Annotated in this window: 13 protein-coding genes; 4 read left to right on the top strand and 9 right to left on the bottom strand. The window is 69.5% G+C overall.

Going from position 1 to position 13,381, the window contains the following annotated elements; translation table 11 throughout:
• Positions 1 to 12 precede the first annotated feature (12 nt).
• Entirely contained in the window at positions 13 to 3,783 is a 3,771-nt protein-coding gene (locus ACF08M_RS24215; RefSeq protein WP_392187361.1) for a S8 family serine peptidase, read from the bottom strand.
• A gap of 210 nt (positions 3,784 to 3,993) precedes the next feature.
• On the opposite strand from ACF08M_RS24215, the gene ACF08M_RS24210 reads away from it, so the two are divergent.
• Together ACF08M_RS24210 and ACF08M_RS24205 are read left to right on the top strand one after the other, a co-directional pair.
• The gene (locus ACF08M_RS24210; RefSeq protein WP_392187360.1) at positions 3,994 to 4,983 is read left to right on the top strand and encodes a helix-turn-helix domain-containing protein; all 990 of its coding nucleotides are present in this window, start codon (positions 3,994 to 3,996) and stop codon (positions 4,981 to 4,983) included.
• A gap of 231 nt (positions 4,984 to 5,214) precedes the next feature.
• Entirely contained in the window at positions 5,215 to 5,697 is a 483-nt protein-coding gene (locus ACF08M_RS24205) for a DUF456 domain-containing protein (RefSeq protein WP_392187359.1), read from the top strand.
• A gap of 35 nt (positions 5,698 to 5,732) precedes the next feature.
• Here the strand turns inward: ACF08M_RS24205 and ACF08M_RS24200 are convergent, their stop codons facing one another.
• Both ACF08M_RS24200 and rsgA read right to left on the bottom strand, forming a co-directional pair.
• A complete protein-coding gene (locus ACF08M_RS24200; protein WP_392187418.1) occupies positions 5,733 to 7,082 on the bottom strand; it encodes a DNA-3-methyladenine glycosylase 2 family protein in 1,350 nt (449 codons plus the stop codon).
• 86 nt (positions 7,083 to 7,168) lie between these two features.
• Positions 7,169 to 8,344 (bottom strand): ribosome small subunit-dependent GTPase A, encoded by a 1,176-nt coding sequence (rsgA, locus tag ACF08M_RS24195; protein ID WP_392187358.1) that lies wholly within the window; start codon positions 8,342 to 8,344, stop codon positions 7,169 to 7,171.
• 376 nt (positions 8,345 to 8,720) lie between these two features.
• Here rsgA and ACF08M_RS24190 point away from each other — a divergent pair, with 376 nt between their 5' ends.
• A complete protein-coding gene (locus tag ACF08M_RS24190; protein WP_392187357.1) occupies positions 8,721 to 9,221 on the top strand; it encodes a DUF5949 family protein in 501 nt (166 codons plus the stop codon).
• Between the two features lie 143 nt (positions 9,222 to 9,364).
• Here the strand turns inward: ACF08M_RS24190 and ACF08M_RS24185 are convergent, their stop codons facing one another.
• The 6 genes from ACF08M_RS24185 to ACF08M_RS24160 form a co-directional block, all read right to left on the bottom strand.
• Complete coding sequence (locus ACF08M_RS24185; protein WP_392187356.1) at positions 9,365 to 9,775, bottom strand: rodlin; 411 nt, start codon at positions 9,773 to 9,775, stop codon at positions 9,365 to 9,367.
• Positions 9,776 to 9,894: 119 nt separating this feature from the next.
• Entirely contained in the window at positions 9,895 to 10,095 is a 201-nt protein-coding gene (locus ACF08M_RS24180; protein ID WP_392187355.1) for a hypothetical protein, read from the bottom strand.
• Between the two features lie 261 nt (positions 10,096 to 10,356).
• Positions 10,357 to 10,767, bottom strand: a complete 411-nt coding sequence (locus ACF08M_RS24175) for a rodlin (RefSeq protein ID WP_392187354.1) — start codon at positions 10,765 to 10,767, stop codon at positions 10,357 to 10,359.
• Positions 10,768 to 10,952: 185 nt separating this feature from the next.
• Positions 10,953 to 11,243, bottom strand: coding sequence for a hypothetical protein (locus ACF08M_RS24170; protein WP_392187353.1), 291 nt, complete (start codon positions 11,241 to 11,243; stop codon positions 10,953 to 10,955).
• Between the two features lie 246 nt (positions 11,244 to 11,489).
• Complete coding sequence (locus tag ACF08M_RS24165) at positions 11,490 to 11,723, bottom strand: chaplin (protein WP_392187352.1); 234 nt, start codon at positions 11,721 to 11,723, stop codon at positions 11,490 to 11,492.
• Positions 11,724 to 12,016: 293 nt separating this feature from the next.
• Positions 12,017 to 12,418 carry a rodlin gene (locus ACF08M_RS24160; protein WP_392187351.1) on the bottom strand — a complete coding sequence of 134 codons (402 nt, stop codon included), beginning with the start codon at positions 12,416 to 12,418 and terminating at the stop codon, positions 12,017 to 12,019.
• A 529-nt stretch (positions 12,419 to 12,947) separates the two neighbouring features.
• On the opposite strand from ACF08M_RS24160, the gene ACF08M_RS24155 reads away from it, so the two are divergent.
• Positions 12,948 to 13,381: chaplin (locus tag ACF08M_RS24155; protein WP_392187350.1), on the top strand; the 434-nt coding region annotated here is incomplete at its 3' end.

The following is a 13,381-nucleotide window of genomic DNA, read 5'->3' as shown; positions in this document are numbered from 1 at the left end:
GTCAGGACGTGATCAGCGCACGGCGTACGCGTCGTTCACGGTCTGGACGACGGAGTTGCCGTTGGCGTCCGTCAGTTCGGTCTTCAGGGTGACCGGCTTGCCGGCCGCGCCCGCGTGGTTCACGGTCTCGGTCCAGTGGCCGCCCTGCTGTGCGATGGTGGCCCGGGTCCAGGTCTCACCGCCGTCGTACGAGTACGAGACCTTCGCGGCGGTCAGCTTGCCCGGCGTGTAGCCGGCGTGACCGGAGACGCTCAGGCCGATCGTCTGACCGTCCTTCGCCGGAAGGGTCTTGAGCCCGTCGGTCTCCAGGTCGTAGCCGGGGAAGAGCAGCGGGATCCCCTGGGAGTACACGTTCTCGTCCCGCTCGGAGCGGAACTTCCAGGTGGTCTCGGTCTGGGTGGACCGCTTCCATACCGCGGCGGGCTGGCCGAACTTGGCAGTGGTCATGGTGAGTTCGTACGCGGCGTCCTCGGCCGGGACGGTGAACACCCCGGACGGCCAGCCGGTCTCCCCCAGCACCTGGCCGCCGCTGGTCAGCCGCATGTTGCCCACGTCTCCGAAGGAGCCCTGGAGACCGGTGTGCTCGGTGTCGCTCCAGAAGCCGGGGGCGACGCCGATCAGGTTGTCCTGCCGCTCACCGGCGAGCAGGACCTTGCCCGCGGCGTCACGCGGGGCGGCCGGGCCCAGGATGCCCCGGTACCAGTTCTCCGTGCGCTTCGAGCCCGCCTCGTACGTACGGGGCTGGTCGACCATGTACTCGCCCCAGGGCAAGCTGGAGGAGAGGTAGCGCTCCCAGCCGGTGTCGCCCGCCGAGTAGTACTCGGTGCGCTTGCCGGGGACGGCGACGGTGTCGAAGGAGCCGGAGAAGACCCCGCCGTACGGACGGTTGGTGATCATCGAGTCGACGTAGTCGGCCGCGACGCCCATCGCCTCGTAGTTGGCGGTGACCTTGCCGAGCTTGGCGTCGCGGACCTTGTAGGTGCGGTCCGAGGTGACCGGGCCGGTCTCGGGGAAGGCGAGGTTGTAGACGAACGGGCTGGCGGCGGTGGCCTTCCAGCGCAGCTGCACCGGGCCGTCGGCCAGGGCGGCCTTCAGAGCGTCGGCCTCGTCCGACTCGATGCCGAGCACGGGCAACGGCACCGAGCCGTAGCCGACGGACGGCTGCCACGGGCCGGCGGACGGACGATGGCCGATGACCGCCTTCGCGCCCGCGGCCTTGGCGTTGCGTGCCTGGGCCGTCAGGGAACCGCCGTCGTCCACCGCGACCAGGGCGATCTTGCCCTGGACACCGGCGGCCTTCAGCTCGTCCGGAGTGCCGGAGCCGGCGTCCACGAGCGCGGCCGTGCCCGTGCCGTCGAGGTTGACGGATCCGGTGCCGGCCACTCTGGGGTGCAGGTCGGCGCCGCCGACGACCGAGAGCTTCTCGATCTGCGGGGCGTACGCGCGCCAGAAGCTGGCGAACTCGAAGGCGCCGTCACGCGCCGTGCCCTCCACGTCGGCCAGGTAGTTCTTGACGGCACCGGTGCCGGTGATGGAGCCCGAATGCAGCCAGACGCTGTCCCAGCTGCGCCCGAAGGACAATGTCGTGGAGCGGTTCTCGGACGCCCGGTCCTCCGTCTTCACCTGCACCCGGTGGGCCTTGCGGGCATCCAGTACCAGGGTGGTGTCGTTGGTGACGTTCAGCTGCGGCCTGGCGAGGTAGCCGACGGAGTCGACCTTCCTGCCGGTGGCGTCCTTCGGGTCCGGCGAGGTGATGAAGCTGGAGACGAAGTACGCACCGGGGCGCACCTGGTACACCTGGTCGGTGGCGCCCTCGTTGAAGCGCCGCTCACCGCTCGCGGTGTCGGTGCCGATGACGTCCAGCGAGGAGGAGCCCGCGGCGGGCCTGCCGGCGCGGTCGACGAGCTTGACGCGCAGGGTGACGGTCTCCGGCCCGACGTACATCGAGAACGGCGTGGAGACCTTCACGCCGCCGGGTCCGCCGGCCAGTACGCGTCCGGTGACGTCGCCGTACTGGGCGGCCTTCAGGTTCGCGGTCGGGTCGATCCTCAACGGGACCGTGACGGTGGCTCCGGCAGGAACGGTGACGGTGCTCGCGTCGAGCTTCGCGACCGCGGAGCGGACGTCCGAACCGTCGTTGCCGGTGACGCCCTGGACCTTCAGGGACAGCTTCACCGGCTTGGAACCGGAGTTGGTGTACGGGACGTCCACCGTGGTGCGGTCGGCCTTGTCCTGCGGCCAGTTGAAGGTGCCTGCCTGGACGGCGGGGGCGCCGACGACGGTGGTGTCGATGGCGGCCTTCACATCGAGGCGGCCGCCGCCGGTTTCGCGTACGTCACCGGGGATGTCGCTCTTCGCGGACGACACGAGGACCGCCTTGACCTGCTGGGCGGTCCAGTCCGGGTGACGCTGTTTCACGACGGCTGCGGCGCCCGCGACATGCGGGGTGGCCATCGACGTGCCGGACATCGTCCGGTACGCGTACGCACCGCGGCCACCGGCCGCGGCGGCCGAGATGTTGACGCCCGGGGCGGAGATCTCGGGCTTCAGGGTGTGCGAGACGATCGCGGGTCCGCGGCTGGAGAAGGAGGCCGTGGTGTCGTCGCGGTCGACGGCTCCGACGGTCAGCACGCCGGGCGCGCAGCCCGGCGAGGAGACGGTGTTCAGGGCCGGGCCCGAGTTTCCGGCCGCGATCACGAACAACGTGTTCTTGTTCTGGGCGAGTTCCTCGGCGGCGACGCTCATCGGGTCGGTGCAGTCGGTCGGCGTGGGGCTGCCGAGGCTCATCGAGACGACATCGGCCTTCTGGTCGACGGCCCACTGCATACCGGCGATGATCCAGGACTCGGCACCGAAGCCGCTGTCGTTGAGGACCTTCCCCGCCAGCAGGTCGGCGCCGGGCGCGACGCCCTTCTTCTTGCCGTCGCCGGCCGCGCCGGAGCCGCCCACGGTGGAGATGGTGTGGGTGCCGTGGCCCTGCCGGTCGTCGGTGGTGTCGGAGTCGGTGAAGTTCTCCGAGGCGGCTATCCGGCCCTTGAGGTCGGGGTGTTCGGCGTCGACACCGGTGTCGAGAACGGCGACCTTGGTGCCCTTGCCGTCGTATCCGGCGGCCCAGGCGAGGTCGGCGCCGATCTGCTCGGTGGACCGGTCGAGGGTGGCCTGGACCTTGCGGTCGAGCCAGAGCTTCTTCAGTCCGGAGGCCGAGCGGGAACGGGTGTTGGTGACGTCCGACCAGAAGTCGGCGGCCTTCCCCTTGTCCGCCTTGAGCGCGACGCCGTCGATGGTGTCGAGTACGAGTCCGCGCTCGGCGCCGCGCGGGGTGGCGGGCGCTGAGCGGGCCACGTCCTTGCCGTAGACGGCGATCAGCGGCAGCGACTTGGTGCTCGCGTCGTCGTAGCCCTGGCGGACGAGTCCGGTGACATTGAAGAGTTCCTCGTCGACCGTGCCGGCGGCCAGCGCGTCGGTGGCGGTGTCGGTGTCGGGGTAGACGTAGAGGTCCTTGCCGGACTGCCTGGTCTGCACGAGCGGCACGGTTCCGTCCTCGCGCGGCAGTGCGGTGACCGACGCGGCCCCCGAACTGTCCGTGCTCACCCGTACCTTGTCGCCGGTGACCAGGGTGACGGTGACCGTCTTGCCTGCCTTGGCGCCGGCGGTCGCGCTTCCGGTGAGTGGTCTCTTCGCGGTCGTGTCGTCCTGCGGCGCTGCCGCGGACGGTGCGATCGCGGTGACGGCCAGAACAGCGGCGGTGGCCGCTCCCAGCGCCGTACGCGATATCGGACGCATCACTCTCCCCAAGTAAAACCGGAACATATTTTAATAAACCGCTGCATTCCGGAGGTTGTCGGTACTGCGGTGGCGCCACATTGGCAGAGCGACGGGCAATAAAGGGATGATGTACACGGCGGGTTTGCGCCGTGGCCGCTTTCCGCCACGACCGGGCGCCCGAAGACAGCGGCATCATTCGGAATCAGTGCATCCGGGAGGGGTCCGGGGATGTTGGGAGCCATAGGTCTCGATGAGATGCAGGAGTCGGCCTACCGCGCGCTCGTGGCGGTGGGAGCCGCGGAGGTCTCCGATCTCGCGCACCGGCTGGCACTTCCCGAGTCCGACACGGAGCGCGCGTTGCGCCGGCTGGAACAGCACGGACTGGCCGCACAGTCGTCGTCCCGCACGGACCGTTGGGTCGCGGCGCCGCCCGGGGTGGCACTGGGTGCGCTGCTGACCCAGCAGCGCCATGAGCTGGAACAAGCGGAGCTGGCGGCGGCGTTGCTCGCCGAGGAGTACCGGGCGGAGGCCGCCGAGCCGGCCGTGCACGATCTGGTCGAGGTGGTGACGGGCGCGAGTGCGGTGGCGCACCGCTTCCATCAGTTGCAGTTGGGGGCGGCGAGCGAGGTGTGCGCCCTGGTCACCGGGAATCCGATCGCGGTGAGCGGAATGGAGAACGAGTCCGAGGAGCAGGCCGCCACGCGCGGGGTGTCGTTCCGGGTGGTGGTCGAGCGCGAGGTGCTCTCGCTGCCGTCCGGAATTCTTGAGCTGTCGGCCGCGCTGAGCCGCGACGAGCAGTGCCGGGTCGTCGACCGGGTGCCCACGAAGCTGGTCGTCGCCGACGGCGCCCTGGCCATGGTGCCGCTGACCGGACGAGGTGCCGAGCCCGCAGCCCTGGTGGTTCACGCCTCAGGGCTGCTGGAGTCGCTGATGGGCCTCTTCGAGGCGGTGTGGCGCGACGCGATGCCGCTCAGGCTCGGCGAGAGCGGCCGGCTGGAGGAGGAGCCCACCGGGCCCGATCCGACGGACTTGGAGATCCTGTCCCTGCTGCTGGCCGGGCTGACGGATGCGAGTGTGGCGAAGCAACTGGAGCTGGGGCTGCGGACCGTGCAGCGACGGGTGAAGGGCCTGATGGAACTGACCGGGGTGTCGACCCGGCTGCAACTGGGCTGGCACGCGTACGAGCGGGGCTGGGTGTCCCGGACGGCACCGAGCTGAGCGGGGCTGGGTGTCCCAGACGGCACCGAGCTGAGCGGGCCCGGACGCCCCGAGCTCGGCACGGACCTCAACGGGACCGGTCGTCCCGGACCATGCCGAGCCGTGCGAGGTCCGTCGGGTACCCCGGCACGGTGTTCCGGCCGTGCGATCACGGCGCCGAGCTGCGTCGGCGCCCGCTGCCCGGCGCCGCGCTGGCGGGCGGGACCGGCCGGACTCCGGCAGGCTGGTCAGATGGGTGTGTGGCAACTCGTCGCCGTCGGTCTGGTCATGCTCCTCGGCCTGGTCGGCGTGCTGGTGCCGGGCGTTCCGGGGCAGGCGATCGTCTGGGCCGCCGTGCTGTGGTGGGCGCTGACCGACGTGACTCCGGCTGCCTGGGGCGTACTCATCGGGGCCACCGCGCTTCTGCTGCTGAACCAGGCGCTGAAACCGCTGCTGCCGCGGCGCCGCCCCCAGGAATCGGGGGCCCCGCGCAAGACGCTGGTGCTCGGCGGGGTCGGCGGGATCGTGGGCTTCTTCGTCGTGCCGGTGGTGGGCGGGATCGCCGGATACGTGGGTGCGATCTACGGGGCGGAGCGGCTGCGCCTCGGCAGCCGCGGGGCGGGCTGGGCATCGGTCCGCTCGGTGATGCGGGCGACCGGCTACTCGGTACTCGTCGAGCTCTTCGCATGTCTGCTGGTGACGGGGGCCTGGCTGGGCGCGGCGATCTGGGGCTGACCACGCATCTCCTGATCAGCAGGATGGCCGCCGTCCTAGAGGTTCAGGTGGCGTACGGCGTACGAACGCCAGGGCCGCCACCGGTCCGCCCCGGGCCGCCCCTCCGGATCCACATCGGGGTCGCCGAGCGCCCGCATCCGGATGAGCGCCGCCGCTGCCGGGCCGATCCCCGGCAGCCGCAGCAGTCCGTGCTCGGCCTCATCGCGGTCGGCCCCGGCGTCGAGCCGTACGTTCCCGTCGGCGAGGGCGGCCGCCAGCGCCCGCAGCGCCGGGTCGTCCACCGCACCAACCAGCACCCCCGGCTCGGGGAACACGTGCGTGAGCCCGCCGCAGGGCACGTCGAGAACCTTCCCGTACGTCTCGACGAGCCGCTCGGCCCCGGCCCTGCCCACCAGCGTCCGTACGGCGAACTCCTCCGGGTCCGCGGCACCCGGCGAACGCAGCCCGGGGCGGGCGGCTACGCCCGGCGCCAGGCGCGGATCGGCGCCGAGCCGCTCGTCGACGGCGTACGGATCGGCGTCCAGGTCGAACAGACGCCGCAGCCGCTGCACAGCCGTCGTCAGATCCCGCAGATCGGTGAGGTGGATCCGGGCGTCCAGCCAGGACCCGGCGGACCGCTCGTCGACGGCCACGATGCCCGTGCCGTACGGCAGCCGCAGGGTGCGCCGGTACGTGCGGCCACCGGGCTCGCCGACGACCTCCTCGATCCGGGCGACCGCCTCGCCGGCCAGGAGATCGAAGGTCTCCCTGGCCGCGTACGGCCCGCGGTGGGCGAGCCGCAGCGGGACCCCGGAGGTGCGCGCCTCCCCTACCGCCGCCCCCAGCCCCGTCCCGGCCTCGGCCCGCAGAGCGCTGGGCGTACGGGCGTAGATCTGCCGGATCGTGTCGTTGAACTGGCGCACACTGGCGAAGCCGGACGCGAAGGCGATCTCGGTCACCGGGAGCGCGGTCGTCTGGAGCAGCACGCGCGCGGTATGGGCCCGCCGGGCGCGGGCGAGCGCGACGGGCCCGGCGCCCAGCTCCGCGTTGAGCTGCCGCTGGACCTGGCGTGAGCTGTAGCCCAGCCGGCCGGCGAGGCCGGGCACGCCCTCCCGGTCGACCACGCCGTCACCGATCATCCGCATGGCACGGCCGACGACGTCGGCCCGTACGTTCCAGTCGGCCGAGCCGGGCACAGCGTCCGGGCGGCAGCGCCGACATGCCCGGAAGCCGTTGCCCTGGGCTGCCGCCGCGGTCGGGAAGAAGCGCACGTTCTTCCGCTTGGGGGTGACGGCGGGGCAGCTCGGCCGACAGTAGATGCCGGTCGTTTCGACGGCGAAGAAGAACTCCCCGTCGAACCGGGCGTCGCGACTGCTCACCGCCTCGTACCTGGTCTGTTCGTCCATCACACCGTCCAGTGTGCGGCACCTCCCGGTACCGCACTCGCGGTTTTCGGACGTCAAACCGGTCGACCGGCTACCAGCGGCTGCGGCTACCGCACCCGGCCCCGCTTCGCGTCCATGGCCGCCCGGCCCTCGGCCCCCTTGCGCTTCCATTCGCGCAGCATTTCGGACCGCACCCGGGCATCGGTCTTGGCGACGATGCGCTGGTTCTCGCGGAGCAGCTTGCGGAAGCTGTCGAGACGCCGCTCGGGCAGCGAACCGTCCTCGACCGCGGCGAGGACCGCACAGCCCGGCTCGGACCGGTGGGCGCAGTCATGGAACCGGCACCGCTCGGCCAGTTCCTCGATCTCGGAGAAGACCTGGCCGACGCCGGCCTCCGCGTCCCAGAGGCCGACCCCTCGCAGTCCGGGGGTGTCGATCAGTACGCCCCCGGAGGGCAGCACCAGGAGATTGCGGGTCGTAGTGGTGTGCCGGCCCTTGCCGTCGACGTCACGAGCGGCCTGCACCTCCATCACGTCGCGGCCGAGCAGGGTGTTGGCAAGGGTCGACTTGCCCGCGCCGGACGCCCCGAGCAGCACACTCGTACCGCCCGAGACGATGGCGGCGAACACATCGAGGCCCTCCCCCGTGGCGGAGCTGACGGGCAGTACCTGCACACCCGGCGCGATGGCCTCGATGTCCTGGGCGAGGTAGGACAGAGTGGCGGTGTCCGGCACCAGATCGGCCTTGGTCAGCACCACGATCGGCTGGGCGGCACCATCGGCGGCGGCTGCCCCGTCGCGCAGCAGCGCGTCGCCGCTGGAGCTGGACATGGCGAGCGCGAGGAAACGCTCCACCCGCCCCAGGTCGAGCTCCACGGCGAGCGAGACACAGATGGCGATGTGGTCGATGTTGGTCGCGAGCACCTGCCCTTCGGAGCGCTGCGACGACGTCGAGCGGACAAAGGCCGTGCGCCGCGGCAGCAGCGTCCGTACGAACTGCGGATCCCCGTCGGGGTCGACGGCGACCCAGTCGCCCGTGCAGACGATCCGCATCGGATCGCGCGGGACGACGAAGGCGGTGTCGGCCCTGAGCGTGCCGCACGGGGTGACGACATCGCACTGGCCGCGGTCCACCCGCACCACGCGTCCGGGCAGCAGACCCTGCTCGGCGTACGGTGAGAACTCGGCGGCCCAGTCGTCGTCCCAGCCGTACGGGGACAGCGGGTGCGACGCGGTGGAGCCCTGAAGAGAAGAGGAGAAAGACGGAGAGGACGAGAAAGACAAGGGAAACCCTTCAAAGGGTGGCCCCGGCAACGCGCTTAGCAGCGCGGAGAGTTGAGGAGAGGTCAGCCGGCGACCACGGGGGTGGGGACGATGCTCTTCTGGTTGTGGGCAACGCCCACCGCAGCGACAGTCATCAATGTCCTCACCTCCTGGTTCAAGCACGGGGCCGACACCGGCGGTTCTTCTTCGCCGTCCGGAACGCTGCACACGATAGCCCGCGGCTGCCAGGTGGCGTCAACTTATTTATTCCACGTGTCCGGCTGCCCCGGTTTCGGGCGAGCACCTCGACCGCATTCATCGGAGATCTCCGCAAATCTCCCTCGATCAGGTGATACTCATGCACAACGTCCGGTTCCAGGCCGTTATGGTGCCGAGCATGACCTCACCCCGGACCGCCACCAGCACGTTCACACGGGCCCAGTTGGGCACGATCACAGTGATCGGTTGGAGCGGCGAACATCCCGACGGCGGCCCCGATGTCGCCTTCCTCCTCGTCTACTCGCTCGGTGACGGGACGGACGGCCCGGCCGCCGGTGAGGCCGCGATGCGTGCGGCTCTGGACCGCAGCGGGCTGTCGGCCGGCAGCGGTCCCGTGTACGCCGCCGAGAACCCGGGCCTCCCGGTGAAGTTGCTCGTCCAGGCCGGTCAGGCCGTACTGACGCTGCCTCATTTCACAGCGCAGTACCCCGCGCCCCGCGAGTGGCTGGCCGCTGCCGAGCAGCGCGGCGAGGTGCACACGATGCTCGCCACCCGTCCCTGGCCCGAGGGCACGCCGGGCCGGCCGGTCAGCGAGGAGCTGCTGCGGTCGTTCGCCGCCGACCCGGAGGTCATCATGTCCTCCGCGCACTGCGTCCTTCCGGTACGCAGCCTGGGCTGAGCCGCCCCGGTACGCCGGATGCCCACCGTCCCCCCGTGGAACGGTGGGCATCACCATGTGTGGCGCCCTGGGCGCCGACAGCGCACCGGAATGCGGGCGATCACGGGGGTTCCGCCCCGCGATCGCCCGCATTCGAATGGGCGTCAGTTGTTGCCGACTCCGTTGCCCGAGAGCACCGGGATGTCGTTCACGAGGTGCGACAGCGCCTCGTCGCCCTTGGCCTGGGTGGAGTTGTCGGCGCACTGCTGGTTCTGCGGCGAGTGCAGGACATTGATGTCCTGGACCGGGACCGGAACGAGCAGGCCGGCGAGCGAACCTGCGTTGGCCTCGAGCGGCAGACCGACGCACGCCCTGTTCAGCGTGCCCTGGACGAGTTCGACCTGCGGGCTGTCGTCGCCCCGGGTCACACTGTTGCCGAACGAGTCCACGGTGCCGTTGCCGTTGACCGACGTGGTGCCCTCGTCGTTGCCGATCGCCATGGCCGAGGGGGCCATGGCGGCGGACAGGCCGACCAGGGACACGGCCACCGCTGCGCCGGCCATCATCTTCTTCATCACGCTTCACCTTTCGGAGCGTCCCGTTGTGGAACGTACTGATCAACCCGCTACGGAAGCGTCGGTTCTGCACTGCCACTCAAATGAGTTCGATTTGGCGTAAGTTCGACGCTCTCCTGTCACCCGTCGAAGGCTTCGTCGGACGTACGGGCGGCGGGAACACGACTTCCCGCACAGGGCCTGTCGGTCTGCGCGGGCGGTACCGGCTCCGGTCCGCCGCGGGCCGCCCGCCATTCGGCGAGCAGCCGGTCGTAGATGGGTGTGACGTCCTGTGCGTGGCGCTGCCGACCGCAGGGGTGTTGGCTGTCGTACTGGTCCATGATTGGCCCCTACCCGGTGCGGCGGGTGACGCTCGCTGCCACTACGGCAACCGGCCCAGTCCGCCCGCCCGTTCGAGCGGTCGACGGAGCTCCGGGCACACGACGTGGGGCCGGCGCATCCGGGCCGCCGAGAAACGGCTGCCACGTGGATGCGTCGGCCCCACGGTGTTTCACATACTGCGGGCAGGCGTGCTCGAAGCCGCACGGGATGCCCTCGACGAGGCCGAAGGCTCAACTACGCGCGACCGGAGCCTTGCAGTCCTAGTTGTTTCCGGCGCCGTTGCCGGACAGGATCGGGATGCCGCTCAAGATGTGCGACAGAGCCTCATCACCCTTTGCCTGAGTGGAGTTCTCCGTGCACTGCTGGTTCTGCGGCGAGGACAGCACGTTGACGTCCTGCACCGAGACCGGAACGACGCCGAGGACCGAACCGACGTTGGCCTTGGCAGGCAGAGCGATGCAGGGCTTGTTGAGCGAGCCCTGGATGAGCGCGAACTGCGGGCTCCAGTCGCCGTGGGTGGCCGAGTTGCCGTACGACTGGACGGCGTCGTTGCCGTTGACCGACGTCGTGCCACCGTCGTTGCCGATGGCCATGGCCTGGGGGGCGATCGCGGCGGAGACACCGACGATCGAGGCAGCGACTGCTGCCGAGGCCATAATCTTCTTGATCATTGAATAGCCCTTCTGAGGATTCTGTTGCTCGCCTGTCCGGAGCGCACTGATCAACTCACGGCGACAGCGATGGTTGTGCCGAGTCACTCGAACGATTTTTCTGCGGTCCATTTGTTCGACGTATGCAGAACACCGGAACGAGGCGCGGCAAAACCAATGAACGAGGAATCGCCGTGAGGTGAGGATCAGCCGCCGAGCGGCAGGCCGCCCATCAGCGGGGCCGCGCCCGTGGCCGCACCCATGGCCTGGTCGGCCAGCTTGGTGACGGTGCCGTTCTTCTGCACCGAATCGGCGGCTCCGTCGGCCGTGCCGACGATCGGGTCGACAGCCTGCGGTGCGCTCTCCACCACCTGGTTGACGCCGCCGTTGAGACTGAAGTTGGGGGCCGTGGCGGTGGTAACGGCGAAGGCAGGAGCAGCCGTTCCCAGAGCAGCCACGGAACCGGCAACGAACGCAGCGGTCTTCGCGTACTTCACTTTCGGGTTCCCTTCTGCAGCGGCATCCGTTTCGGCCGCGTACCCGCGCCGCACCAGCCTTCTTTAGCTGTGACCTCTGCCGCTTTCATCCTGGGTAACGACCCGGTTGCACCCGGGCAACTGGACGGGGCCGCATTTTCTCGGCGCCACTCGACCGAATACCGGAGAAGAGGGGATGGCCCCGGATCGCATCAAATGCGTTCCGGGGCCATCCCGTCATGAGTGTTCGGCCGGGCCGACCAGAGCTCAGACGTTGAAGCAGGTGTTGCCGAAGGTCGGGTTGATCGCGCCGATCGCGCTGACGGTGTTGCCACAGGCGGCGACCGGCATGTGGATCGGGGCCTGGATGAAGTTGCCGGACCCGATTCCCGGGGAGCCGGCAGCGAAGCCCTCGGCGCCGGAGTCGGCGAAGGCGGGCGCGGCGGCACCCATCGCCATAAGGGTTCCGGCGGCGATGGCGGCAACCTTGGTGTACTTCACGTTCTTCCCTTTCATTGACGGAGTCCGGAGCGGCCACGTCTTTCGTGCCGCACGAGCGCGGTCCTGATCACTCGTAACTCCGACGGTGTAATTCGTAACGATTTAAGACCGCAGGCGAAACCCTTCAGGCGGAAACTTCTCGAAAAATCGCCCGAATGACGCAATTTTGAGCGCCCGCCGTCTTGTGCGGGTTCATCGGAGCATCCGATGTGCCGTTTCCCGGAGGGCCAAGGCCCGGCCCGGACCGCACGGAGGAGGAACGCCGACGGCCCGGGCCTGTCACTGCGGCTGGATCAGCTGTTGCCGGCACCGTTGCCGGAGAGCACCGGGATGCCGCTCAGGATGTGCGACAGCGGCTCGTCACCCTTGGCCTGGGTGGAGTTCTCGGCGCACTGCTGGTCCTGCGGCGAGGACAGCACGTTGACGTCCTGCACCGAGACCGGAACGGCGCCGAGGATCGAGCCGGCGTTGGCCTTGGCCGGCAGGCCGATGCAGGGCTTGTTCAGGCTGCCCCGAACAAGGCCGAACTGCGGGCTGTCGTCACCACGGGTCTCGGAGTTACCGAAGGACTGCGAGGCTCCGTTGCCGTTGACCGAGGTCGTGCCGCCGTCGTCGCCGATCGCCATGGCCTGCGTCGCGCCCAGACCGAGGATGGAGGCGGCTACGACGCCCGTAGCCAGAACCTTCTTGATCACGATTAACCCTTCTCGTACCGGATGCCCCGTACCGGAGCCTCCTGCACAACTCGTGACCAGGCATTTGGTTCCTTCCATTCACCCGAACGCCGAGAGTTCACGGACAACAGTACGAAAGGGCGTCAGAGGTGCTGCAGAAGCGTTTACCCACCCCGACTGTCCGTTGAGGTGGCAATCACCTTTCTCCCTCGTCCGGTTGACCTTCCGAGGCCGCCGGATGACGGCTAATCAGACCCGTACATGTAATCCGTTCGAGTGGTCACGAAATTTCCACCGAGTACGAGTTTCCTCGACAAATTCTCCTCGTTATGAGTATCACCAAGCGTGTGGCTTGGACTTGTGCCCGGCAGAAGGTGTATCCCTCCATATGAAGAACGCCCCGAAGCGGTTCCTCGGCTCCGCCGCGACCACCACATGCCGGATCACGGGTGAAGGTTTCAAGGGCTTCGTCCCCGGCCCGAGCCGCACCGCCTGATGAATGAACCGCGAGCCCCGCGCTCGCGCGACGTGTCCTAGGAAAGAGCAATCAATGCGAAAAGCCTTGAGTAAGAGCGTGCTGGTGATGGCGGCGGCGTCAGGCATCCTGACCGCCTCCGGCGGGTACGCGTTCGCGGACGCCTCCGCCGAGGGCACCGCCGCCGGTTCGCCGGGCGTCGGCTCGGGCAATGCCGTCCAGGTGCCGGTGCACGTTCCCGTCAACGTGTGCGGCAACACGGTCAATGCGATCGGCCTGCTGAACCCCGCGGCCGGCAACAAGTGCGGGAACAAGGGCGGCGGCAGCAACGGCGGCAGCAGCAGCAGCCAGGGGGCGGGCGCCGAGGGCGCCGCGACCAATTCGCCCGGTGTCCTGTCCGGAAACCTCGTCGAGGTTCCCGTGGATGTTCCGGTCAATGTGTGCGGCAACACCGTCGACGCCGCCGGCCTGCTGAACCCCGCGGTCGGCAACGAGTGCGGGAACGAGGG

Source organism: Streptomyces sp. NPDC015032 (assembly GCF_043080425.1).
GTDB lineage: Bacteria > Actinomycetota > Actinomycetes > Streptomycetales > Streptomycetaceae > Streptomyces.
This window is presented reverse-complemented; position numbering and strand designations above follow the sequence as displayed.